A 22,884-nucleotide genomic window follows, 5' to 3' on the forward strand; every position below is an offset into this window, starting at 1 on the left:
AACTGCAAGGGCGGGGTATGGTCTTGCGAGGAAGGGCACAGCTGGGCCTGGATAGTGCGGAGATTGCCATTGCTAAGTTAGCGCTAACAGGCTACACCGCGGCCAAGCCCGGGAACCTTGGAGGAACAGGAGCCATGGCACTCAATCGCGTCATTTCCGACGTCACGGCCAGAATCGAAGCCCGCAGCGCGGAAGCGCGCAGCACCTATCTCGACCGGATGCGGCGCGCTGCCGAGGATGGGCCACGGCGTGCACACCTGTCCTGCGGCAATCAGGCCCATGCCTATGCGGCGATGGGGGGCGACAAGGAGGCTCTCGTGGCCGAGCGGAGCGCCAATATCGGTATCGTCACCGCCTATAACGACATGTTGAGCGCGCATCAGCCGTTCAAGGATTACCCCGACAAGATCAAGGAGGCCGCCCGGCGCGCAGGCGCCACGGCCCAGGTCGCGGGCGGGGTTCCGGCGATGTGCGACGGGGTCACGCAAGGTCAGGTCGGCATGGAGCTGAGCCTGTTCTCGCGGGACGTGATCGCCCTGGCCACTGGCGTGGCGCTGAGCCACAACACGTTCGATGCCGCGGCCTATCTGGGCGTGTGCGACAAGATCGTGCCGGGGCTGGTGATTGCCGCCGCCACCTTCGGCTACCTGCCCGGCGTGTTCGTGCCTGCCGGGCCCATGGTCAGCGGCTTGCCCAACGACCAGAAGGCCAAGGTGCGCCAGCAGTTCGCCGCCGGGGAGATCGGGCGTGATAAGCTGATGGAGGCGGAAATGGCCTCCTATCACGGGCCGGGAACCTGCACCTTTTACGGGACGGCGAATTCCAACCAGATGCTGATGGAATTCATGGGACTGCACCTGCCCGGCGCGTCCTTCGTCAACCCGGGCACGCCCCTGCGCGAGGCGCTGACCGCGGCGGCGGCGGAACGCCTGGCGGCGATCACGCAGCTCGGCAACGAGTATCGCCCGGTCTGCGACATCCTCGATGCCAAGGCTTTCGTGAACGGGATCGTCGGGCTGATGGCCACGGGCGGGTCCACGAACCTGGTGATTCACCTGCCCGCCATGGCGCGGGCGGCGGGTGTGATCCTGGACCTGCAGGATTTCGCGGATATTTCGGAGGCGACGCCGTTGATGGCGCGGGTCTATCCAAACGGGCTGGCGGATGTGAACCATTTCCATGCGGCGGGGGGGCTGGCCTACATGATCGGGGAGCTTCTGTCCGAGGGGCTGCTGCATCCCGACACCAAGACGATCGCGGGCGACGGTTTGGCCGATTATGCCCGCGAGCCCAAGCTGATCGACGGTGTGCTGCGCTGGCAAGAAGGGCCGCGCCGAAGCCTGAATGCCAAGATCCTGCGCCCGGCATCGGACGGGTTTGCGGCCTCGGGCGGGTTGAAGGAGTTGCGCGGCAATCTGGGCCGCGGGGTGATGAAGGTGTCGGCCGTGGCGCCCGAGCGTCACGTGGTCGAGGCCAGGGCGCGGGTGTTCGAGACCCAGGAGGCGGTGAAGGCCGCGTTTAAGGCGGGCGAGTTCACCGAGGACACGGTGGTCATCGTGCGGTTCCAGGGGCCCAAGGCGAACGGGATGCCGGAATTGCATGCGCTGACGCCGGTTCTGGCGGTGCTGCAAGATCGCGGACTGAAGGTGGCGCTGGTGACGGATGGGCGCATGTCGGGCGCGTCGGGCAAGGTGCCCGCGGCGATCCACGTGGCGCCCGAGGCGCTGGATGGCGGGCTGATGGCCAAGGTGCGGACCGGCGATCTGGTACGCGTGGATGCGGTGGCGGGCGTTCTGGAGGTGCTGGAGCCGGGGGTCGAGGACCGTGCCCCGGCCATGCCGGATCTGAGCGGCAACAGTCACGGCATCGGGCGCGAGTTGTTCGACGTGTTCCGCACGACTGTCGGCCCGGCCAGCACCGGCGCTGGCGTGGTGGTATAAGGAGACGACCCATGACCCCGAGCGAGGCAAGCGCGCAGGCGCGTGAGATATGCGGGCTGGCCCCGGTGATCCCGGTGCTGGTGATCCATGACCTGGCCCATGCGCGCCCCCTGGCCGAGGCGCTGGTTGCGGGCGGCCTGCCCGCGCTGGAGGTGACCTTGCGCACGCCCGTGGCACTCGACGCGATTGCCGAGATGGCGCAGGTCGAGGGCGGCGTGGTTGGGGCTGGAACACTCCTGACGCCCGAGGATGTGGCGGCGGCCAAGGCGGCGGGCGCGCTTTTCGGGGTGTCGCCGGGGGCGACAAGCCGATTGCTCGATGCTGCCGAGGCGGCGGATCTGCCGATGCTGCCGGGGGCGGCGACTTCGACCGAAGTCATGGCGCTGCTGGAGCGGGGCTATACCGTGCAGAAGTTTTTTCCGGCGGAGGCAAATGGCGGCGCGCCTGCGCTGAAATCCATCGGCGCGCCTTTGCCGCAGGTCGCGTTCTGCCCGACGGGGGGCGTGTCGCTGGCCAATGCGCCGACCTATCTCGGGCTCGGCAACACGCTCTGCGTGGGCGGGTCCTGGGTCGCGCCGCAAGCCATGATGGAGGCGGGCGACTGGGCGGGGATCACCGAGTTGGCGGCGGAGGCTGCGGCGCTGCCGCGGTGAAAAACCGGACCGTTAGGGCGATGGAAACGTCTTGATCACAGAACATTAACGCGGCTGTGCGAAACAGTCCTCGCAGACCGGCGGATCGTCGTGTCCATGAGTTTTACCTGAGGCGACCCCTGCGTGTGTACCCGCCTCGCGTTTCCAGTGCTGCCGGTCTGCTCCCCTTTTTTCGACGCGCTCAGGCCGGACCGAGAGCGGCTTGCACCGCCTGCAGATCCGCGCAGACCGTGATGAAGCCGCGCAGGCTCTCGGCGGCGAAGCCTTGGGCGATCACGTGGTCGATAAGGGCCAGAAGCGGCGTCCAGTAGCCGTCCGCGTTCAGCAGCAGGATCGGCTTGGCGTGCAGGCCAAGCTGGCGCCAGGTCAGCACCTCGAAGAACTCGTCCAGCGACCCCGCGCCGCCAGGCAGCACCACGATGGCGTCGGAATTGGCGAACATCACCTTCTTGCGCTCGTGCATGGTCTCGGTCACCACGAAACGTGTCAGGTCCGTCTTGCCGACCTCCAGGTCGAGCAGGTGGACCGGGATCACCCCGAACGTGTCGCCGCCTGCCTGCTGGGCCGCGCGGGCGACACTGCCCATCAGGCCCACATCTCCGGCGCCGTAGACCAACCGGTGCCCCGCCTCGGCCAGCCAGCGCCCGAGGGCTTCGGCGGTTTCGGTATGGCTGGGGGTGAGACCGGCGCGGGCGCCGCAGAAGACACAGATGGACGACATGGGAAAGCTCTTGCAGCGGTGAGGGGTACGACGCCTGTGTGATAGACCCTTTCGCCTTTGTAAACGGCTGGATAAGCTGCGATGAGCGATCCTTGCGGCCCGGCCGGCGATCCGGGGTGGCGAGGCGTGCAAACAGTCTTGGGGACGTGGATGCAGGACGGAATGGATCAGTCGGCGTGCACGGGCAGGCCGCAGGTCGTCTGGGGCGCTTTGGTGGCCCTGGGTCTTGTGGCCGGGGGCGTGGTGCTGTGGAGCCTGTCCGCGCCTGTGCCGGAGGCCGAGGATACGCCGACGGAAAGTATCGCGAATGCGCCGCCCGAAGCGCCCGTCGCCTTGGACGAGACCATCGAGGCGCCGCCGCAGGCGACTCCGGTGGAGATTGCCGAGCCCGCCCCGGAGGTCGTGCAGGAGGCCCCGGCACCTGCGGAGACGGCGGCGGTGGCCGTGGAACCCGAACCCGCGCCTGTGCCGGCTGCCGAAGCCCCCAGCGCGGCAGAGCCGGTCTCGCCTGCGCCCGCGGATGTCGCAGATCCTGCGGCAGCGCAGGTGGAGACCGCCGAGACGGCCGAAACGCCCGAGGATGCGGCACCGACCGCCCCGGCCGCCGATCCGCCGCGCTTCGATCTGGTGCGCGTCGACCGGGCGGGGAGTGCAGTTGTCGCGGGCCGCGCGATGCCCGGCGGGGTGGTGCGTGTGCTGCTCGACGGGGCCAAGGTGGCCGAGACCGTGGCCGATGGGCGCGGCAGTTTCGTGGCGCTGTTCACCCTCGACCCGTCGGCAAAGGCCCGGGCGCTGACCCTCGAAAGCGATGGCGAGGCCGGGGATGCGGTGGTGTCGGTGGAGACGGCGATGGTGTCGCCCTTCACGGGCCCGGTGGCGGCGCGCGCGGTCGATCCCGAACCCGCCCCTAGGGACCAGGCGGCGACTGCGGACGCCTCCGGACCGCGGGCCGATGGTCCGGCCCGGGCACCGGAGACAGCGTCTCTGGGGGATCTGCCAGAGCCTCAGGTGGATATCGACACCGCGCCAGCGATGGCGTCACCCGCGCCGGACGGTGCCTCCGTCCCGCCCGCGCCGGGATCGGCCCCGTCGGTCCTGATCTTGTCGGAGGCGGGCGCGCGTCCGGCGACGCCGCCCGCGCAACCGGACCGGCCCGGAGTGTCCGGAGCGGCCAATGTGGTGATCGACACGATTTCCTACGATGCGGAGGGCGAGGTGCTGCTGGCCGGGCGCGCGGTGCCCGATGCGCTGGTGCGGCTTTACCTGAACAACGACCTCGTGGAGACCGCGGAGGTTTCGCCCGAGGGGCTGTGGGAGGCGCGTGTGGCCGGGATCGCCCAAGGGGGCTATACCCTGCGCGCCGACGAGGTGACGCCGGATGGCAAGGTGATCTCGCGCTTCGAGACGCCGTTCGAGCGGGCCTTGCGCGCCGATGCGGTGCTGGCGGCGGAGGCCGCGGCAGAGGCGGCAGAGGCCGAGACCGCCGCTTCCACCGCGGCTGAGGTTCCACCGGGTCAGACCGCCGCGCCGGGCGAGGTGCCGGTGCTGGAGGCGACCCCGGGTGCGCTGGCGGTGGCCGGGGTGGTGACGGTGCAGCCGGGCTTCACCCTGTGGCAGATCGCGCGGGAAAACTACGGCGACGGGTTCCAGTATGTACGCGTGTTCCAGTCCAACCGGGACCGGATCCGCGACCCGGATCTGATCTATCCGGGCCAGGTCTTTGCCGTGCCGCGCGAGACCCGCTGACGGGCGTTTACGCCGCACTGGCCATTCGCGGGCACGACTTCTAGGGTGCGGTCATGCGTGGTGCCCGGCTTTCCGATCCTCCCCCTGAAGACCTCGAGAACCGTCGCCGCGGTCTGTTGGTGATCCGCAAGGTGGCGCCGTATCTGTGGCCCGATGACAAGCCTTGGGTGAAGCGGCGTGTGGTGCTAGCGATGGCGGCACTGTTCCTGGCCAAGCTGATCGCGGTGGGCACGCCGTTCTTGTACAAAACCGCCGTCGACTCCCTCGCGGGGGAGGTGTCGGACGGTGTGCTTCTGGCGATCGGGGCGGTGGGGCTGACCATCGCCTATGGCATGGCGCGGCTGATGACCGTCGGCTTCCAGCAGCTGCGCGACGTGATCTTTGCCAAGGTCGCGCAGCGGGCCCTGCGGACCTTGGCGCTGGAGACCTTCACCCATATCCACCGGCTTTCGATGCGCTACCACATCACGCGCAAGACCGGGGGGCTGAGCCGGATCATCGAGCGCGGGGTGAAGGGGGTCGAGTTCCTGCTGCGGTTCCTGCTGTTCTCCATCGGGCCGCTGATCCTGGAACTGGCGCTGATCTCGATCATTCTGACGCTCTATTTCGATGCCTGGTACCTGGCGGCGGTGGCGGGGACCATTGCGCTCTATGTCGGGTTCACCTTCAAGGTGACGGAATGGCGGGTGCGCATCCGGCGAGAGATGAACCGTCAGGACACCGATGCCAACCAGAAGGCCATCGACAGCCTGCTGAATTTCGAGACGGTGAAGTATTTCGGCGCCGAGACGCGGGAGGCGGAACGCTACGACGCGGCGATGGAGGGCTATGAGGCGGCGGCGCTCAAGACCTCCTACACGCTGGGGTTCCTGAATTTCGGCCAGTCGGTGCTGATCACCGGGGGGCTGGTCGTCGTCATGGTCATGGCCGCGATGGGAGTGCAGCGCGGGGATCTGACCGTGGGCGATTTCGTCATGGTCAATGCGTACATGTTGCAGATCACGCAGCCGCTGAACTTTCTCGGCACCGTCTACCGCGAGATCCGTCAGGCACTGATCGACATGGGCGAGATGTTCGAGCTGCTGGAGCAGCCAGCCGAGGTGCAGGACAAGCCCGGCGCGCACGACCTGCGGGTCACCGGGGGGGAGATCGTGCTCGACGATGTGGTCTTCGGCTATGACCCGGCGCGGCCGATCCTGAAGGGGGTGAGCCTGCGTGTCGGAGCGGGACAGACGCTGGCGCTGGTGGGACCGTCGGGGTCGGGCAAGTCGACCATCGGGCGGCTCCTGTTCCGGTTCTACGATGTAAGCGAGGGCGCGCTGCGGATCGACGGGCAGGATGTGCGCGACGTCACCCAGGACAGCCTGCATGCGCAGATCGGCGTGGTGCCGCAGGACACGGTGCTGTTCAACGACACGATCCTCTACAACATCGCCTATGGCCGCCCCGAGGCCAGCCGGTCCGAGATCGAGGCCGCGGCGAAGGCGGCGGAGATCCACGAATTCATCTACAGCCTGCCCGAGGGCTACGAGACCAAGGTGGGCGAGCGGGGGCTCAAGCTTTCGGGCGGGGAAAAGCAGCGCGTGGGCATCGCGCGGACCCTGCTGAAGAACCCGCCGATCCTGCTGCTGGACGAGGCGACCTCGGCGCTCGACAGCGAGACGGAGCGGGACATCCAGGACAGTCTTGCGGCCATGGGGCAGGGGCGCACGGTGATCACCATTGCGCACCGTCTGTCCACGGTGGTCGATGCGGACCGGATCGTGGTGCTGGAGAACGGCGTGATCGTCGAAGAGGGCACCCATGACGAGCTGCTGGCCCGGGGCGGGCGCTATGCCTCCATGTGGACCCGGCAGCAAAGCGAAGATGCCGAAGAGGACGCGGCCTGATCAGGCCGGCGCCAGGAAGGCCGGTCTGCGATAGTGCCCGAGGTCAGCCATCGCGGCCTCCAGGTCGGTCTGAACGGTGATGCGCGGGGCATTGAGGTTCTGGAACCCGTGCTTCTGGTCCGGATAGGTGATCAGCCGCGCGACCTCCGAGCCGGCGTCTTGCCAGCTCTGCAGAAATTTCTGGGGTTGTGATGGTGGCACGGTGTCGTCCTCAGCGCCGTGGAACATCAACAGGAAGGGCGTGCGCGTACCGATGTGCAGGCGGGACAGGTTGTGTTGTGGGGACGCATCCTTGCGGCCTCCGGGCGGGATCTGGCGGTTTCCGAAGCCTTCATTCGACAGATCGGTGACCGGTGAAAACAAGATCAGACCGGCCAGTTGAGCCTGGTGGGCGAGGCATGCCCAGAAGGCAAGCGGGGCGCCCGCGCTGTGGCCGACGAAGACCAGCGGCGCGCGCTTGTGGCGGCGCACTATGAAGGCCGCTGCCGCCACGGCATCGTCCAGCGACGCGTCAAGGCTGCCGCCCGAGTTTTCATAGGTGCTGTATTCCACCGAATACGCGGCGCGGCCCATCCGCGCGAAGCTCTGCGACTAGGCGACCTGGTCCTCTGCGCGCCCGCCTACCCAGCCGCCGCCATGGTAGGTTATGAAGACGGGGCCATCCTTGGCCTGCCCGGGATAGAACAAAGCGCGCCGGTTCGGCCGATATCGTGGTTCAGGGTCCGGTGTCCGGGTCAGAAAGCGCTTGATACGTCTCAGCGCGCGGTTCGCTGCGGTCTGTGTCATGGGTCCGAGGTAGCATTGTTGGCGCGCTTTGCGTAGCCGGGGAGTGGCTCACACGTGCGTATCTGCCGATGGGCAAAAAAAAGGCCGAGACAAAGCTCGGCCAAAGTCCAACAGGGAGGTATAGAACAACACGCTGTCGCTCTATGCACTTGGAGATAGTTTGTGCCTGCTTTTCGATCAAGATTGAAAAATGCCGCAGGTGCGCAATCCCGTCATGCGGTTTTTGCATGCCTCTTGGGGCTCAGTCGTCCGCGTCGCGCTTGGCCCGGCGGTAGGCGATAACCTCTTCGGTGACGAAATCGCGGAAGGCCTCGATGCGCTTGGAGTGGCGCAGTTCCTCCGGGTAGGCGAGGAAGACGGGCACATCGCTGCTCTCGAAATCGGGAATGACCTGTTCGAGTTGAGGGAAATCCGTGACCAGGTAGTCGGGCAGCACACCGATGCCGAGATCGTTGATCACCGCCTGCAGCACCCCGAAATAGTTGTTCACCATCAGCGAGTGGGTGACATCGTGGTTGAAGATCTCGCGCACCAGGGTGTGCCCGGCACTGACTTGGGCGCTGTCGGCGTTCTGGCAGATGATCCGGTGGCTGGAGATCTCTTCCATCCGGGTTGGCCGACCGTTGCGTTCGAGATAGCTGGGCGACGCATAGAGGCGCATGCGAATGCTCATCAGCTTCTTGCGGATCAGGTCGGCCTGGCTGGGCTCTTTCATGCGGATGGCGACATCGGCCTCGCGCATGGGCAGGTCGAGCACGCGCTCTTCCAGCATCAGGTCGACGTTCAGGTCCGGATAGCGGTCGTAGAGCCGCGACAGGCGCGGGGCCAGCCAGAGCGAGCCGAACCCGATGGTGGTGGTGACGCGCAGCTGGCCGAACACCTCCTCCTCGCTGTCGCGGATCCGGGCGGAGGCGGCGTCGAGCCGCTTGGTCATGGCGGCGGTGGCGTCGAACAACAGCTCGCCCTGCTCGGTCAGGATCAGCCCGCGGGCATGGCGGTGGAACAGGATCGTGTTGAGGCTCTCCTCCAGAGCGCGGATCTGGCGGCTGACGGCGGATTGGCTCAGATGCAGCGAATCGCCCGCATGGGTTAGGCTGCCCGCGTCTGCGACCGCGTGAAAAATCCGCAGTTTGTCCCAATCCATGGTCAGATCATGTCCCTGTCGCGTTGCATTTTGCGCTAACAGTTACCCGCAAGGGGTATGCGGGCGCAACGAAGTCTTTGGCGTGAAAATGATTTTGTAGGTCAGGTTTTTTGACCTATATTCATGCTATGCTTTGACCGTTCAGGGAGGTGCGCGATGAGTTTGCAGGATATCCGACTGAGCGACCGGTACGATCTCGATCGCGAGACCGTGCTGCTCAACGGCACGCAGGCACTGGTGCGTCTCACGCTGATGCAGGCGGCCCGCGACCGGGCGGCGGGATTGAACACCGGCGGTTATGTCACCGGCTATCGCGGCTCGCCCTTGGGTGCGGTGGACCAGCAGATGGGCCGCAACCTTGACCGTCTGCGCGAGGCTGGGGTGATTTTCGAGCCCGGGCTGAACGAGGATCTGGCGGCCACGGCCCTCTGGGGCACGCAGCAGGCCGAGCTGCGCGGCGAGGGCAGCCGGGATGGTGTCTTCGGGATGTGGTACGGCAAGGGGCCTGGGGTGGACCGGTCCGGCGACGTGATGAAGCACGCCAACCTCGCGGGCACCTCGCCCCATGGCGGGGTGTTGTTCGTGATGGGGGACGATCATACCGGCGAAAGCTCCACCACCTGTCATCAGTCTGAATTCGCGCTGCTCGATGCCTACATGCCTGTGCTGTCGCCCGCCGGGGTGCAGGAGATCCTGGATTACGGGCTCTTTGGCTGGGCGCTGAGCCGGTATGCCGGGGTTTGGGTCGGGCTGAAGGCGATGAAGGACACGGTGGAGGCCACGGCGGTCGTGGACGGGCGGGCGGATCGGATGCGATTCGTCACACCGGACTACGCGATGCCCGAGGGCGGGCTGAACATACGGCTGGTGGACCATTGGACCCCGCAGGAAGAACGCCTGATCGCCCATAAGCGCTACGCTGCCGAGGCGTTCGGCCATGCCAACGGGATCGACAAGCGAATGCTGGGCAAGCCCGGGGCGAAGATCGGGTTCCTCGCGGCGGGCAAGAACTGGCTCGATCTGGCCCATGCGCTCGACCTGCTAGGCATCGACGGCGCGCGGGCCGAGGCACTGGGGATCACCGCCTACAAGGTGGGCATGACCTGGCCGCTGGATGTGAAGGGGTTTCTGGGTTGGGCCGAAGGGCTCGATGTAATCGTGGTGGTGGAGGAAAAGCGCAAGCTGCTGGAGGTGCAGGTCAAGGAGGCGATCTTCAACGACCGGCGCGGGCGGCGGGTTTACGGCGGCCAGAAAGCGCCGGGCGAGGTGCTGTTCCCGGCCTATGGCGCGCTCGATCCGGTGACGATTGCCGAGAAGCTCGGGCAGATCCTGATCGAGGAGGGGCGCGCGTCCGAGGACCTGGAGGCGCGGCTTGCGCGGCTGGCGGAGGTGCGGCGGGCCGACAACGCCAAGGACCTGGCGGCGCGCACGCCCTATTTCTGCTCGGGCTGTCCGCATAACACCTCGACCCGGGTGCCGGAGGGCGCGATCGCCTATGCGGGGATCGGTTGTCATGTCATGGCCATGTGGATGGACCGTGACACCAACGGATACACCCATATGGGGGCCGAAGGGGCCAACTGGATCGGGGAGGGGAAGTTTTCGACCCGTTCGCATGTGTTCCAGAACCTCGGTGACGGCACCTACAACCATTCGGGCATCCAGGCGATCCGCGCGGCCCATGCGGCCAAGGCCAACATCACCTACAAGATCCTGTTCAACGACGCGGTGGCGATGACCGGGGGACAGACCAATGATGGCGGCCTCGATGCGGCCCGCATCGCGTGGGAGCTGAAGGGGATCGGGCTGCGCGATATCCGGATCGTCTATGACGAGAAAGAAGAGGTCGATTTTTCCGCCTTTCCGCCGGACCTGCCGCGCCATGGCCGCGACGAACTGATGACCGTGCAGGAGGAGTTGCAACAGGTGCGCGGCACCACGGCGATCCTCTATATCCAGACCTGTGCCGCCGAGAAGCGCCGGCGCCGCAAGCGGGGCACATTCCCCGACCCGGACAAGCGCGTGTTCATCAACACGGATGTCTGCGAAGGTTGTGGCGATTGCGGGGTGCAGTCGAACTGCGTTGCCATCGTGCCCGCAGAGACCGAACTGGGCCGCAAGCGGGCCGTGGACCAGTCGGCCTGCAACAAGGATTTCAGCTGTCTCAAGGGGTTCTGCCCGTCCTTCGTCACCGTCTCTGGCGCGCGCCCGCGCAAGGCCGCCACGGCGGAGGTCGACCTGGGGCATCTGCCCGACCCGGCGCTGCCTGCGATCGACGGCACCCACAACCTGCTGATCACCGGGGTCGGTGGCATGGGGGTCGTGACCATTGGCGCGACGCTTGCCATGGCCGCGCATCTGGAGGGCAAGGGCGTCGGCATGATGGAGATGGCGGGCCTCGCCCAGAAGGGTGGCGCGGTGCAGATCCATTGCCGCATCGCCGCGCGGCCCGAGGATATTACGGCCGTGCGCGTCTCGGTCGGCGAGGCGCACGGGGTGATCGGCGGCGACCTGGTGGTCACGGGCGCGGGCAAGATACAGGGCATGATGGCCAAGGGCCGTACCGGCGCCGTGGTCAACAGCCACGAGATCGTGACCGGCGCCTTCACCCGCGACCGCGAATTCCGCATTCCCGGCGCGGACCTGCAGGTCTCGTTGCAGGCGCGGCTGGGGGCGGAAGCGGTGGTGTTCTTTGATGCCTCGGAACTGGCGCAGAAGGTGCTGGGCGATGCGATCTTCTCCAACATGGTGGTCACCGGTGCGGCTTGGCAGCGGGGCCTGATCCCGCTGGGACGCGACGCGATCTTCCAGGCGATCAAGCTGAACGGGGCCGCACCGGATCGGAACAAGCAGGCGTTCGATTTGGGGCGCTGGGCGGTGCTGAACCCCGAGGCGGTCGCCAAGATGCTGGCGGCGGAGGTGACCGCGCGGCCGAAATCCCTTGCGGAAAAGATCGACTTCCGCGCGGACCACTTGCGCGCCTACCAATCCGCGCGGCTGGCTAAGAAGTACCGCCGTGCGGTGGAGGCTGTCACCGACCCGGACCTGCGTGCGGTGGTGGCGCAGAACTACCACAAACTCCTGTCCTACAAGGATGAATACGAGGTTTCGCGCCTCTTGCGCGACACCCGCGCCAAGGCCGAGGCGGCCTTCGAGGGGGAGCTGGAGCTGACCTATCATCTGGCGCCGCCGCTTTTGTCCCGTGCGGGGCCTGACGGGCGACCGCGCAAGCGGGCTTTCGGTTCGTGGATCGAAAAGGCTTATGGCCCGCTGGCAGCGCTCAAGCTGCTGCGGGGCACGCCGCTGGACCCGTTCGGTTACACCGCCGAGCGGCGGATGGAGCGGGAGTTGATCCGGCTCTACGAGGCCGATCTGGCCCGGGTGCAGGCCGAGATGACCCCGGCGCGGGCCGAGGCGGCGCGCGCGCTGCTGGCCTGGCCCGACATGGTGCGCGGGTTCGGTCCAGTGAAAGCCCAGGCGGTGGAGACGATGCGCGCCAGGCGCGCGGAGCTGTGGGCGGCCTTCGAGGCGGCGGAGGACGCGGTGGCGCAGGCCGCCGAATAGGCTTGGAGACAGGCCACCGAGTGGGCTAGAGGGGATACCGAGTCCACCGGAGCCCGCGATGAGCCAAGCGCGCCATGTTGCAAGAGAGATCAGCTACGCATCTTCGGCGTCGTCCAGGGCCGGGCGCGCCCTGATCCGGGTGACCGAGAACGCGACCGGGCGGCTGAAGCTGATCCGGCAGGCCGCGGGTTATGAACAAGAGGTCGCGGCGGGGCGCAATTTCTGGGACGTGATGGCCGACCGCTACGGGCTGAGCCTGGAGGCGTCCGGCGGCACGCTCGACCTCATTCCGCGGGAGGGGCCGGTGGTGGTGATTGCCAACCACCCTTATGGCATCCTCGACGGGCTGATGCTGGGCAAGATCCTGAGCGCGCGGCGGGACGAATACCGCATCCTTGCCCATCAGGTGTTCCGCAAGGCGGAGGACCTGGAAAAGATCATCCTGCCGATCAGCTTCGACGACACCAAGCAGGCGGTGGCGCTCAATATCGAGACCCGTAAAGAGGCGCTGCGCTTTCTCGCCGGTGGCGGCGCGATCGGCATTTTCCCCGGTGGCACGGTCAGCACCTCGGCCACGCCCTTCGGGCATCCGATGGATCCCGGTTGGCGCAGCTTCACCGCGCGCATGATCGCCAAATCCGGCGCAACCGTGGTGCCGATCTTCTTCGAGGGGCACAATTCGCGGATGTTCCAGCTGGCCAGCCACCTGCATGCGACCTTGCGGATGGCGCTGCTGATCAAGGAGTTCAAGGCCCGAGTTGGCGCGCCTGTGCGGGTCGTGATCGGTAGCCCGCTGGCGCCCGAAACGCTCGATCCGTTCCGCAACGATCCGAAGGGAATGATGGACTTTCTGCGGCAAGAGACCTATCGCTTGTCGCCAACGCCCTTGCCGGATTACGGCTACGGGTTCGAGTTCGAGGACAGGCACAGGATCTGATGGCAGTCGGTGTGTTCGATAGCGGCCTTGGCGGGCTGACGGTGCTGGATGCGGTGTCCCGGCGCCTGCCGGAGGTGCCGTTCGTCTATTACGGCGACAACCTGCATGCGCCCTACGGCGTGCGGGATGCAGAGGATGTCTACGAGCTGACCACGGGGGCGGTGTCGCGCCTGTGGGACGAAGGTTGCGACCTGGTGATCCTGGCGTGCAACACGGCCTCGGCGGCCGCATTGCGCCGGATGCAGGAAAGCTGGGTTCCGGCCGATAAGCGCGTTCTGGGGGTGTTCGTGCCCCTGATCGAGGCGCTGACCGAACGGCAATGGGGCGATAACTCCCCACCCCGCGAGGTGGCGATCAAGCATGTGGCCCTTTTCGCCACCCCCGCCACCGTGTCCAGCCGGGCGTTCCAGCGCGAGCTGGCCTTCCGCGCCATCGGCGTCGATGTGGAGGCGCAGCCCTGTGGCGGCGTCGTGGATGCCATCGAGGATGGCGACATGATCCTGGCCGAAGCGCTCGTACGCTCCCATGTCGAGGCGCTGAAGCGCCGGATGCCACATCCCGAGGCTGCGATCCTTGGCTGCACGCACTACCCGTTGATGCAGGACGTATTCCAGGATGCCCTTGGCGCGGATGTGAAGGTCTACAGCCAGGCGCAGCTTGTGGCCGAGAGCCTGGCGGATTACCTGACACGGCATCCGGACATGCTGGGTCTCGGGGCGGAGCCTGGGTTCCTGACCACGGGCGACCCGAAGTCGGTTTCCAACAAGGCCACGCAGTTTCTGCGGCGCAAGATCGAGTTTCGCGCCGTCGAACCCCTGTAGGCGCGCCGCGAGGCGGGATCTGAGACGAGGAAGACCATGTACAATATCGCGATACTGGGCGCGTCCGGGTACACCGGAGCGGAGCTTGTGCGCCTCATCGCCACCCATCCCAGGATGCGGATCACGGCCTTGTCGGCGGACCGCAAGGCGGGCCAGACCATGGGCGCGGTGTTTCCGCATCTTCGCCATCTCGACCTGCCGGCGCTGGTGAAGATCGACGATATCGATTTCGGTGGTGTGGATCTGGTGTTCTGTGCGCTGCCCCACGCCACGAGCCAGAGCGTCATCGCGGCCTTGCCCAAGTCGGTGAAGATCGTGGATCTGTCCGCGGATTTCCGGCTGCGCGACCCGGAGGCTTATGCCAAATGGTACGGCGGCCCGCACGCGGCCCTCGATCTGCAGGCCGAGGCGGTCTACGGGCTGACGGAGTTCTACCGCGAACAGATCCGCGATGCGCGGCTGGTGGCGGGGACCGGCTGCAACGCGGCGACCGGCCAATACGCCCTGCGACCCCTTATCGCGGCTGGGGTGATCGACCTGGACGAGATCATCATCGACCTGAAAACCGGGGTCTCCGGGGCGGGGCGGTCGCTCAAGGAAAACCTGCTCCATGCGGAGTTGTCGGAGGGGGCCCATGCCTATGCGGTGGGGGGCATGCACCGGCATCTTGGCGAGTTCGACCAGGAGTTTTCGGCCCTTGCCGGGCGCGAGATCAAGGTGCAGTTCACGCCGCATTTGCTCCCTGCAAACAGGGGGATACTGGCGACTGTTTATGTAAAAGGTGAGGCGACCGAGATCTACGATGCGCTGGCGGACGCCTATGAGGACGAGCCTTTCGTGGTCATGTTGCCCGAGGGCGAGCATCCGTCCACCCGGCATGTGCGCGGCTCCAATTTCGTGCATATCGGCGTGGTGCGGGACCGCATTCCGGGTCGCGCCGTGGTCATCGCCGCGCTCGACAACCTGACCAAGGGCAGCTCCGGTCAGGCGTTGCAGAACGCCAACCTCATGTTAGATATTGAAGAGACGACGGGGCTGATGATGACCCCCGTCTTTCCCTGAGCGACGGAGGCGGCCATGCGTGGTCTGAAGAAGAAACGCCGGATCCAGATCATCGCCATCGCGGCCGTGGCGCTGACCATTGCGACCATCATGATCGGCACGGCCATGCGCGACGGGATCAACTTCTTCCGCTCGCCCAGCGAAGTGGCAGAAGCGCCGCCGCCCGAGTCCGAGGTGTTTCGCATCGGCGGTCTTGTAGAAGAGGGCACTCTGGTGCGCGGCGAGTCCGAGACAACCACCTTCATGGTGACCGACGGCGGCGCGTCCATCCCGGTCAGCTACACTGGCGTTCTGCCGGATCTCTTTGGCGAAAACGAGGGCACCGTGGCGCTGGGGTCGATGCAGAACGGCGTGTTCATGGCGACCGAAGTGCTCGCACGCCACGACGAGACCTACATGCCGAAGGAAGTCGTCGATGCGCTCAAGGAGCAGGGGGTCTACAAGGATCCTAACGCGACCGATGCGGACGGCGGCTACGGCGGGGCCAGCGGTTCCTGATCCCTCCCGGCTGTGCGTCATGCAACGCCCTGCGCGCGCAGGGCTTGATCGAAATTAACTGCTTTTTTGGACACTCTCCCGGACTTTAACCAGTTCAGGAGGGCATGCGGTGCGCAATGTCCAACACCTCGCCAAGGAAATCGTGGCCCGCGAAGGCGGGTATGTGAACGACCCCGACGATCCCGGTGGCGCGACCAAGTACGGTGTCACGATCCATACCATGCGGCGGCTCGGGCTCGACCTGACCGGCGACGGCACGATCACGCCCCAGGACGTGAAAAAGCTGAGCCGCGCGCAGGCCGAAGAGATTTTCGTCAAACGCTATTTCGAGGCGCCGAAGATCGGGCTGCTGCCAGAGGCGCTCCATGCCACGGTGTTCGACATGTATGTCAATGCCGGCAGCAACGCCGTGCGGATCCTGCAGCGGCTGCTGCGGGACATGGGGCTGGACGTGTCCGTGGACGGCGCCATCGGTCCGCAGACCGCCAAGGCGGCCCATGCGGCCCATGACGCGGCCCCGTCGCACCTGGTGGATGCCTACGGGATCGCCCGGCGCAACTACTATTACCGCATTGCCGACCGCCGCGCCGCCTCGCGCAAATACGCCAGGCGCAAGGATGGCGGCAAGGGCGGCTGGATCACCCGCGCCGAGGAGTTCATCTCGCCGCGCTTTCACCTGACGGAGGCCGAGCACCGCGCCCGGACCGCGTCATGGGGGTGATCGAGCGGGTTTTTTCCTTCGTGTTCGGCGGCGGCCGTAACGTGGTCAAGGACACGGTCGAGGTGTTCCGTGAAAACGCCGAGGCAGGTGCGCAGCGCGAGCACGCCCTGACCACCGGGGCGCTGGCGCAGTTCGCGGCCGAGTTCGCGGGCAACCGGGCGAGCCGCTTCGACCGGGTCATCGACGGGCTCAACCGGGTGCCGCGCCCGGCGCTTGCCTTCGGGACGCTGGGGCTCTTCGTGTCGGCCATGACCGACCCGGACTGGTTCGCGGCGCGCATGGCCGGCATGGCACTGGTGCCCGAGCCGCTCTGGTGGCTGCTGGGGGCGATCGTGTCTTTCTATTTCGGCGCACGACATCAGTCGAAAACCCAGGATTTCCAGCGCTCGATCGCCAACACCGTGGCCATGGCGCGGTTGTCCGCGCCAGATATCCCGCCCGACGAGGTCCCGGCCGCTGGCTCCGAAGACAACGCTGCCTTGGCAGAATGGAGGCGTGGTCATGGGGGATGAATGGGCGCGCAGCATCGAGAACCGGCTGAACATTCTCGAAACCCGGAACGCGGTGGAAGAGGTCCATCGGCTCAATGTCGAGAACCGGCTGACCTCCATAGAGGACACGTTGAAATGGCTGGTCCGGCTGATCGTGGGCGCCTTCGTCCTCGGTGTCATTGCCTATGCTCTGAAAGGGGGGTTGATCGGTGTCTAGGATCTTGATTTTGGTTTTTGGCGGCATGGTTCTGCTGTTCGCCAAGCAAGTTGGGGGATATGTCGAAGGAAGGCTCTTCCCGGTGACACGCGATACGCAATTGACGCGGATCGAGCAGTCTGATCCAGGCTGGAGCATGATCTGGGGCCATTCCGTGCGGCAGCGCCAATGCTCCTTCGTGCGGCTCGAATGGCGGATCGGCACACCCTCCCATTACTCGGTGATCGACGTGGTGTTTCTCGAAGGCTCCAAGGTCCGGGGCGACGGCATTTTCGAGTTCGGGCCCTGGAAGCTGCACGCGTCGCAGGAGCAGATCGAGAACCGCAGCTTTGCCACCGTGGTGCATAGCTGTCACCCGCTGTGGAACACGGAAACGCATTTCTTTTCGGGCGCCCCCCTGGCCCGGTGATTGCCGGGCCCGTGTGACCTCGCGTTCCGCTTTCCTGTGGGCGTGCCCCTGCTAGAGTGACCGCAAACCGGTTGCGCAGGAGCACGCCCCATGAGTTATCAGACCATCACCCTGACCATCGAGGACGACGCGGCGGTCCTGACCCTGAACCGGCCGGACGTGATGAATGCGCTCAACAGCCAGATGCGTGCCGAAATAACCGATGCGGTGAAGCTCGCCGGGGCGGAGGCGCGGGTGCTGGTGATGACCGGAGCCGGGCGGGCGTTCTGCTCCGGCCAGGACCTGGGCGACCGGGCCAATGCCGCAAATCTCGATCTCGAACGGACCCTGCGCGACGAATACGTGCCCATGCTGCGCGCGATCTTCGACTGCCCGGTGCCGACCATCGCGGCGGTCAACGGGCCTGCGGCGGGGGCGGGGGCGAACCTGGCGCTGGCTGCGGATGTGGTCATCGCGACGGAAAGTGCGGTGTTCCTGCAGGCCTTCACCCGGATCGGCCTGATCCCGGATGCGGGCGGCACCTACTGGTTGCCGCGGCAGATGGGCTTTGCCAAGGCGATGGGAGCCGCGCTTTTCGCCGACAAGATCACCGCGCGCCAGGCCGACGCCTGGGGCATGATCTGGGAGGCTGTGCCCGATACGGAATTCGAGGCGGTCTGGCGCGGTCGTGCGGCCCATCTCGCCAAGGGACCGACCGCCGCCTACGAGGCAGTCAAGCAAGCCCTGCGCGACAGTTTCAACAACGATCTCGACGGGCAACTGGCGCTGGAGGCGAAGCTTCAGGGCAAGATGGGCGAGACCCGCGATTTCAAGGAGGGCGTGCTGGCCTTTCTGGAAAAACGCTCGGCCTCCTTCGAGGGGCGCTGACCCTTTCATCTTTGCCGAAATACTCCGGGGGTGCGGGGGCAGGCCCCCCGCGTCAGGCCCCTCAGCTCGCGCGCCCCTTGGCCGCAAACCGCGGAAGGATCGCGGTGAAATCCTTCTTTCCCATGCCCTCGGTCTCGACAAATGTCTCGAAAAGGGCGGTCGCCGTGGCCCCGGTGGGGGTGTCGGCATCCACGGCCTCGGCGGCCTGTTGGCTCAGGCGCAGGTCCTTGAGCATGAGCTCCGCGGCAAACCCGGGCGCGTAGTCCCGGTCCGCGGGGCTTTCGGGTCCGATCCCGGGCGCGGGGCAGTAGACGTTCATCGACCAGCTGTAGCCCGAGGAGGTCGAGACCACGTCAAATAGCGCCTGCCGGTCGAGGCCCAGCTTGTCGGCCAACGCGAACCCCTCGCAGGTGGCGACCATGGTGACCCCGAGGATCATGTTGTTGCAGATCTTCGCAGCCTGGCCATTGCCCGCCCCGCCGCAATGGACCGCCTTCTGGCCCATGATATCAAAGAGCGGCCTCGCCTTGGCAAAGGCCGCGTCACTGCCCCCCACCATGAAGGTCAGCGTGCCGGCCTCGGCCCCGCCGGTCCCGCCGGAGACGGGCGCATCCAACGCGCCAAGGCCCGCCGCCTCGGCCTGCGCCGCCACGGCGCGGGCGCTTTCGACATCCACGGTCGAGCAATCCAGCAGCACCGCACCCTGCGCCATGGCCGGGATCAGCTCGGCCGCCACGCTGCGCAGGATCGCACCGTTGGGCAGCATGGTGATGACCACCTCCGCGCCCGCGGCAGCTTCGGCGGCACTGGCGGCCCCGGTCACGCCCTCGGGCACCGGGGCGGTCAGGTCGAACCCCGTGACCGTATGGCCCGCGGCAGCCAGGTTGCGCGCCATCGGTGCGCCCATGTTGCCCAAGCCTACAAACCCGATTTTCATGGCGTCTCTCCTTCAAAGGTCAATTCATCCGGCCCCAGGGTGGCGACCATGGCGCGCACATCCTCGGGCGTGACATTGCCGAGTTTGGCGTGCTGCCAACGCGGCGTGCGGTCCTTGTCGATCACCTGCGCCCGGATCCCTTCGATGAAATCGCCATGCTCAGCCGCGCGCCAGGTCCAACGGTATTCATGCCGCAGAGCCTCGCGCAGGTCCGCATAGCCCCGTGCCATGCGGATCAGATGCAGCGCGCTCGCGGTCGAGAGCGGCGCGCCCCGGCGCAGGCCCAGCAGGGCGTTGCGCGAAAACTCGGTGTCCCGGGTGTCGAGCGCCGCCTCCACCTCCACACCGAAGACATAGTTGAAATCCGTGTCGATTTCGGCGCGGAAGGGGGCGATGCGAGCCTCGGGCGGGGCGGGGCAGGCGGCCTCCAACTCGGCCACGGTGCCGGTTTCGACCAGCGTCGCCTTGGCCGCGTCCCAATCGGCCTGCGGCAGGTAGTGGCTGGCAAAGCCCGTCAGCACCGCGTCGCCAGGTCCCATCCGCGCCCCGGTCATGCCGTAATACTCGCCCAGCCTCCCCGGCGCGCGCGCCAAGAGGTACGTCCCCCCCACATCCGGGATCAGCCCGATGCCGCATTCCGGCATGGCGATCTGGCTGGTCTCGCCCACGATCCGGTGGCTGCCATGGCATCCGACGCCCACGCCCCCGCCCATGGTGAAGCCCTGAAGGAAGGACACCACCGGCTTGGGATAGCCCGCGATCCGCGCGTTCATCCGGTACTCGTCGCGCCAGAACCGGCGGCCATAGCTGTAATCGCCGCGCGTGCCGGTCTCGTACATCTCGACGATGTCGCCGCCGGCGGAAAACGCTTTCTCGCCTGCGCCCTCGATCAGTACCAGCGCCACCTCCGGGTCCTCGGCCCAGGCGCGCAGGGCCGCGTCGATCGCTAGGCACATCTCGTAGGTCAGCGCGTTCAGCGCGCGGGGCCTGTTCAGGGTGATCCGCCCCGCGCGCCCGTCGATCCGGATCGCGATATCGCTCATCCGCGCGCCGCCAGAAGGGCGCGCGCCGTCAGCAAGCGCATGATTTCATTGGTTCCTTCCAGGATCTGATGCACCCGCAGGTCGCGCACCAGCTTCTCGATCCCGTAATCTGCGAGGTAGCCATAACCACCATGAAGCTGCAGGCACTGGTCGGCCACGCGGCTGCCGGCTTCGGTCACGAACTTCTTGGCCATGGCGCAATGGGTGGTCGCATCGGGCGCGCCCTGGTCCAGCTTCCACGCGGCCTGGCGCAGGAAGACGCGGGCGGCCTGCAACTCGATCTCTGCATCCGCCAGGCGGAATTGTAGGGCCTGGAACTGGTCGATGGGTTTGCCGAAGGCCCGGCGCTCGCCCATATAGGCGACCGTCGCGTCCAGCGCCGCCTGCGCCGCCCCGAGCGAACAGGCCGCGATGTTCAGCCGCCCGCCATCGAGCCCCATCATCGCGTAGCGAAAGCCCGCGCCTTCCTCGCCCAGAAGGTTCGCCGCCGGCACCGCGCAGTCATCGAGCTGCACCTGCCGGGTGGGCTGCGCGCGCCAGCCCATCTTGTCCTCCAGACCACCGAAGGACAGCCCCGGCGCCCCGTCCTCCACGATCAGGGACGAGATGCCGCGCGGCCCGTCCTCTCCGGTGCGGGCCATGACGATATAGGCATCCGAATAGCCCCCGCCCGAGATGAACGCCTTGGTCCCCGTCAGCCGGTAGCCCTCGTTGGTCCGCTCGGCGCGGGTCTTGAGCGCGGCGGCGTCCGAACCCGACCCGGGCTCCGTCAGGCAGTAGCTGAACACCGTTTCCATGGTGAGGGCAGGGGGCAGGAAGCGCGCCTTGACGTCGTCGGAGCCGAACTTGTCCAGCATCGCCGCGCACATGTTGTGGATCGACAGGAAGGCCGCGACCGAAGGGCAGGCCATGCTCAGCGCCTCGAAGACCAGCGTCGCGTCGAGCCGGCTGAGCCCGGATCCGCCGCTTTCCTCGGTCACGTAGAGCCCGCCGAAGCCGAGGGCGGCCAACTCCGGCCAGAGGGTCTTGGGGATGGTGCCGTCCTTCTCCCAGGCCAGGGCATGGGGCGCGATGTTCTCGGCGCCGAAGTCGCGGGCCATGTCGAAGATTGCCGACTGCTCCTCGCTGAGTGCAAAATCCATCCCACGCCTCCTCCCCTTGAATTGAACGCTTGTTCACTTAACGCCACTGTCGAGCCTGCGCAAGATGCCACGGGGCCGATCACAGGTCGCGGTGGAATTCATCGATCAGGTGGCGCACCACGGCGTTCATCGCCTCCGCGTCGCTCTGCCCGGCCTCCAGGGCCCCGCGGCGTACAGCGCGTTGGCGATCCGCGCTCGAGCCGTCCGCAGCGATCTCGCGCAGGCGCTCGACCTCCGCCAGCCCGCCCAGGGCCCTTGCATCGGCACCGATCAGCTCGATCAACTCCTCGACCAGCTCGGGACTGTCGACCACCGCGCCGCGGCCGAAATCGATCAGGCTGCCGCGGGCGCCGTAACGTTGCGCCCGCCAGCGGTTTTCCGAAATCAGGAAGCGGTCATAGGCCCGCCACCGCATATTGTGCGTCTTGAGCCCCCAGAGCATCCGCATCAGGGCCTGGGTCGCGGCGGCGAGGCTCAGGGTATCCTCCAGCCGCGGGCAGACATCGCAGATCCGGCTCTCCAGCGTGGGGAAGTTGTGCGACGGGCGCAGATCCCACCAGATCTTCGAGCTGTCCTCGATCAGGCCCAGATCGATCAGCACATGGATGTTGCGCTGGTACTCGGCCCAACTGTTGAACACCGGGGGCAGGCCGGTCCGGGGCAGGTTGTCGAACACCGTCAGCCGGTAGGAGGCCAGCCCCGTATCCTGCCCCTTCCAGAAGGGCGAGGAGGACGACAGCGCCAGCAGATGGGGCAGGAAATAGGAAAACTGTGGTAAGAGGTCGATCCGCAGGTCGTCATCGTCAAGCCCCACATGCACATGCATCCCGCAGATCAGCAGACGCCGCGCGACCCCGCCCAAGTCCTTTTCCAGGTCATTGTAGCGGTCCTTGTCGGTATGGTGCTGTTCGGCCCAGTCGGCACTGGGATGGCAGGAGGCCGCGATGGGGGCGAGGTTAAAGCGCGCAGCCTCCGCCGCGACCGTGCTGCGCAGCTTGCGCAAATCCGCGCGCGCCTCGGCGATATCGGCGCAGACCCCGGTGCCAATCTCGATCTGGCATTGCAGGAACTCGGGGCTGACCTGACCTTCCAGCTTGTCGCGACACGCCGCCATGAGGGCCTCGGGCGCCTCGACAAGTTGCAGGCTATCGCGGTCCACGAGGAGGTATTCCTCCTCGATGCCAAGGGTGAACTCTGGGGTGGACATGGGCGGGCGGGCTCCGGAACAGACTTGGACACGGCTTGCTCGCCACTGAACACGCAAACCGGGGCGCGAATCAAGCACGCCGATCCCCA

At 66.6% G+C, this 22,884-nt stretch carries 21 protein-coding genes; 14 read left to right on the forward strand and 7 right to left on the reverse strand.

The annotated features are described in order from the left end of the window. The first annotated feature begins 134 nt into the window (after positions 1-134). Both edd and eda read left to right on the forward strand, forming a co-directional pair. On the forward strand, positions 135-1,940 hold the full coding sequence (gene edd, locus PVW48_RS01440) for a phosphogluconate dehydratase (RefSeq protein ID WP_274579951.1): 1,806 nt from the start codon (positions 135-137) through the stop codon (positions 1,938-1,940). Positions 1,941-1,951: 11 nt separating this feature from the next. Continuing rightward, complete coding sequence (eda, locus tag PVW48_RS01445; RefSeq protein WP_012178440.1) at positions 1,952-2,593, forward strand: bifunctional 4-hydroxy-2-oxoglutarate aldolase/2-dehydro-3-deoxy-phosphogluconate aldolase; 642 nt, start codon at positions 1,952-1,954, stop codon at positions 2,591-2,593. Between the two features lie 181 nt (positions 2,594-2,774). Here the strand turns inward: eda and PVW48_RS01450 are convergent, their stop codons facing one another. Then, on the reverse strand, positions 2,775-3,314 hold the full coding sequence (locus PVW48_RS01450; RefSeq protein WP_274579952.1) for a TIGR00730 family Rossman fold protein: 540 nt from the start codon (positions 3,312-3,314) through the stop codon (positions 2,775-2,777). Between the two features lie 162 nt (positions 3,315-3,476). Here PVW48_RS01450 and PVW48_RS01455 point away from each other — a divergent pair, with 162 nt between their 5' ends. After that, positions 3,477-5,060, forward strand: a complete 1,584-nt coding sequence (locus tag PVW48_RS01455; protein WP_274579953.1) for a LysM peptidoglycan-binding domain-containing protein — start codon at positions 3,477-3,479, stop codon at positions 5,058-5,060. A gap of 53 nt (positions 5,061-5,113) precedes the next feature. After that, positions 5,114-6,949, forward strand: coding sequence for an ABCB family ABC transporter ATP-binding protein/permease (locus tag PVW48_RS01460; RefSeq protein WP_012178437.1), 1,836 nt, complete (start codon positions 5,114-5,116; stop codon positions 6,947-6,949). Here the strand turns inward: PVW48_RS01460 and PVW48_RS01465 are convergent, their stop codons facing one another. After that, positions 6,950-7,522 (reverse strand): alpha/beta hydrolase family protein, encoded by a 573-nt coding sequence (locus tag PVW48_RS01465; protein WP_274579954.1) that lies wholly within the window; start codon positions 7,520-7,522, stop codon positions 6,950-6,952. 454 nt (positions 7,523-7,976) lie between these two features. Further along, positions 7,977-8,879 (reverse strand): LysR family transcriptional regulator, encoded by a 903-nt coding sequence (locus tag PVW48_RS01470; protein ID WP_012178435.1) that lies wholly within the window; start codon positions 8,877-8,879, stop codon positions 7,977-7,979. Between the two features lie 156 nt (positions 8,880-9,035). Between PVW48_RS01470 and PVW48_RS01475 the strand changes: the two genes are divergently transcribed. The 10 genes from PVW48_RS01475 to PVW48_RS01520 all read left to right on the forward strand — a co-directional run bounded on the left by PVW48_RS01475 (position 9,036) and on the right by PVW48_RS01520 (position 18,466). Continuing rightward, positions 9,036-12,443, forward strand: coding sequence for an indolepyruvate ferredoxin oxidoreductase family protein (locus tag PVW48_RS01475; RefSeq protein ID WP_274579955.1), 3,408 nt, complete (start codon positions 9,036-9,038; stop codon positions 12,441-12,443). A 58-nt stretch (positions 12,444-12,501) separates the two neighbouring features. Further along, positions 12,502-13,380, forward strand: coding sequence for a lysophospholipid acyltransferase family protein (locus tag PVW48_RS01480; RefSeq protein ID WP_012178433.1), 879 nt, complete (start codon positions 12,502-12,504; stop codon positions 13,378-13,380). Continuing rightward, a complete protein-coding gene (locus PVW48_RS01485) occupies positions 13,380-14,201 on the forward strand; it encodes a glutamate racemase (protein ID WP_274579956.1) in 822 nt (273 codons plus the stop codon). The genes PVW48_RS01480 and PVW48_RS01485 overlap by 1 nt, the downstream gene beginning before the upstream one ends. 36 nt (positions 14,202-14,237) lie before the next feature. Next, a complete protein-coding gene (argC, locus tag PVW48_RS01490) occupies positions 14,238-15,263 on the forward strand; it encodes an N-acetyl-gamma-glutamyl-phosphate reductase (RefSeq protein ID WP_012178431.1) in 1,026 nt (341 codons plus the stop codon). Between the two features lie 15 nt (positions 15,264-15,278). Continuing rightward, positions 15,279-15,761: a cytochrome c maturation protein CcmE gene (ccmE, locus tag PVW48_RS01495; protein ID WP_012178430.1), complete on the forward strand. Its 483-nt coding sequence runs from the start codon at positions 15,279-15,281 to the stop codon at positions 15,759-15,761. A 109-nt stretch (positions 15,762-15,870) separates the two neighbouring features. Beyond that, the gene (locus PVW48_RS01500; RefSeq protein WP_012178429.1) at positions 15,871-16,482 is read left to right on the forward strand and encodes a holin-associated N-acetylmuramidase; all 612 of its coding nucleotides are present in this window, start codon (positions 15,871-15,873) and stop codon (positions 16,480-16,482) included. Next, complete coding sequence (locus PVW48_RS01505; RefSeq protein ID WP_274579958.1) at positions 16,473-16,994, forward strand: holin family protein; 522 nt, start codon at positions 16,473-16,475, stop codon at positions 16,992-16,994. Before PVW48_RS01500 ends, PVW48_RS01505 begins: the two co-directional genes overlap by 10 nt. Continuing rightward, complete coding sequence (locus PVW48_RS01510; RefSeq protein WP_012178427.1) at positions 16,984-17,190, forward strand: hemolysin XhlA family protein; 207 nt, start codon at positions 16,984-16,986, stop codon at positions 17,188-17,190. Before PVW48_RS01505 ends, PVW48_RS01510 begins: the two co-directional genes overlap by 11 nt. A gap of 4 nt (positions 17,191-17,194) precedes the next feature. Further along, positions 17,195-17,599, forward strand: coding sequence for a hypothetical protein (locus tag PVW48_RS01515; RefSeq protein ID WP_274579959.1), 405 nt, complete (start codon positions 17,195-17,197; stop codon positions 17,597-17,599). A 90-nt stretch (positions 17,600-17,689) separates the two neighbouring features. Further along, a complete protein-coding gene (locus PVW48_RS01520; protein ID WP_274579961.1) occupies positions 17,690-18,466 on the forward strand; it encodes an enoyl-CoA hydratase-related protein in 777 nt (258 codons plus the stop codon). A 61-nt stretch (positions 18,467-18,527) separates the two neighbouring features. Here PVW48_RS01520 and mmsB read toward each other — a convergent pair whose 3' ends face one another. The 4 genes from mmsB to PVW48_RS01540 all read right to left on the reverse strand — a co-directional run bounded on the left by mmsB (position 18,528) and on the right by PVW48_RS01540 (position 22,795). Next, the gene (gene mmsB, locus PVW48_RS01525; RefSeq protein WP_274579962.1) at positions 18,528-19,403 is read right to left on the reverse strand and encodes a 3-hydroxyisobutyrate dehydrogenase; all 876 of its coding nucleotides are present in this window, start codon (positions 19,401-19,403) and stop codon (positions 18,528-18,530) included. Next, positions 19,400-20,446: an enoyl-CoA hydratase/isomerase family protein gene (locus PVW48_RS01530; RefSeq protein ID WP_274579963.1), complete on the reverse strand. Its 1,047-nt coding sequence runs from the start codon at positions 20,444-20,446 to the stop codon at positions 19,400-19,402. The genes mmsB and PVW48_RS01530 overlap by 4 nt, the downstream gene beginning before the upstream one ends. Next, positions 20,443-21,588, reverse strand: coding sequence for an acyl-CoA dehydrogenase family protein (locus PVW48_RS01535; protein WP_274579964.1), 1,146 nt, complete (start codon positions 21,586-21,588; stop codon positions 20,443-20,445). The genes PVW48_RS01530 and PVW48_RS01535 overlap by 4 nt, the downstream gene beginning before the upstream one ends. A gap of 79 nt (positions 21,589-21,667) precedes the next feature. Beyond that, the gene (locus PVW48_RS01540; RefSeq protein WP_274579965.1) at positions 21,668-22,795 is read right to left on the reverse strand and encodes a carboxylate-amine ligase; all 1,128 of its coding nucleotides are present in this window, start codon (positions 22,793-22,795) and stop codon (positions 21,668-21,670) included. Between the last annotated feature and the right edge of the window lie 89 nt (positions 22,796-22,884).

This window comes from Dinoroseobacter sp. PD6 (assembly GCF_028807315.1).
Classification (GTDB): domain Bacteria; phylum Pseudomonadota; class Alphaproteobacteria; order Rhodobacterales; family Rhodobacteraceae; genus Dinoroseobacter; species Dinoroseobacter shibae.

Bases quoted from the DNA above. Each gene is read 5' to 3' on its own strand.
- edd (WP_274579951.1), top strand. From the start codon at position 135: ATGGCACTCAATCGCGTCATTTCCGACGTCACGGCCAGAATCGAAGCC.
- eda (WP_012178440.1), top strand. From the start codon at position 1,952: ATGACCCCGAGCGAGGCAAGCGCGCAGGCGCGTGAGATATGCGGGCTG.
- PVW48_RS01450 (WP_274579952.1), bottom strand. From the start codon at position 3,314: ATGTCGTCCATCTGTGTCTTCTGCGGCGCCCGCGCCGGTCTCACCCCC.
- PVW48_RS01455 (WP_274579953.1), top strand. From the start codon at position 3,477: ATGGATCAGTCGGCGTGCACGGGCAGGCCGCAGGTCGTCTGGGGCGCT.
- PVW48_RS01460 (WP_012178437.1), top strand. From the start codon at position 5,114: ATGCGTGGTGCCCGGCTTTCCGATCCTCCCCCTGAAGACCTCGAGAAC.
- PVW48_RS01465 (WP_274579954.1), bottom strand. From the start codon at position 7,522: ATGGGCCGCGCCGCGTATTCGGTGGAATACAGCACCTATGAAAACTCG.
- PVW48_RS01470 (WP_012178435.1), bottom strand. From the start codon at position 8,879: ATGGATTGGGACAAACTGCGGATTTTTCACGCGGTCGCAGACGCGGGC.
- PVW48_RS01475 (WP_274579955.1), top strand. From the start codon at position 9,036: ATGAGTTTGCAGGATATCCGACTGAGCGACCGGTACGATCTCGATCGC.
- PVW48_RS01480 (WP_012178433.1), top strand. From the start codon at position 12,502: ATGAGCCAAGCGCGCCATGTTGCAAGAGAGATCAGCTACGCATCTTCG.
- PVW48_RS01485 (WP_274579956.1), top strand. From the start codon at position 13,380: ATGGCAGTCGGTGTGTTCGATAGCGGCCTTGGCGGGCTGACGGTGCTG.
- argC (WP_012178431.1), top strand. From the start codon at position 14,238: ATGTACAATATCGCGATACTGGGCGCGTCCGGGTACACCGGAGCGGAG.
- ccmE (WP_012178430.1), top strand. From the start codon at position 15,279: ATGCGTGGTCTGAAGAAGAAACGCCGGATCCAGATCATCGCCATCGCG.
- PVW48_RS01505 (WP_274579958.1), top strand. From the start codon at position 16,473: ATGGGGGTGATCGAGCGGGTTTTTTCCTTCGTGTTCGGCGGCGGCCGT.
- PVW48_RS01510 (WP_012178427.1), top strand. From the start codon at position 16,984: ATGGGGGATGAATGGGCGCGCAGCATCGAGAACCGGCTGAACATTCTC.
- PVW48_RS01520 (WP_274579961.1), top strand. From the start codon at position 17,690: ATGAGTTATCAGACCATCACCCTGACCATCGAGGACGACGCGGCGGTC.
- mmsB (WP_274579962.1), bottom strand. From the start codon at position 19,403: ATGAAAATCGGGTTTGTAGGCTTGGGCAACATGGGCGCACCGATGGCG.
- PVW48_RS01530 (WP_274579963.1), bottom strand. From the start codon at position 20,446: ATGAGCGATATCGCGATCCGGATCGACGGGCGCGCGGGGCGGATCACC.
- PVW48_RS01535 (WP_274579964.1), bottom strand. From the start codon at position 21,588: ATGGATTTTGCACTCAGCGAGGAGCAGTCGGCAATCTTCGACATGGCC.
- PVW48_RS01540 (WP_274579965.1), bottom strand. From the start codon at position 22,795: ATGTCCACCCCAGAGTTCACCCTTGGCATCGAGGAGGAATACCTCCTC.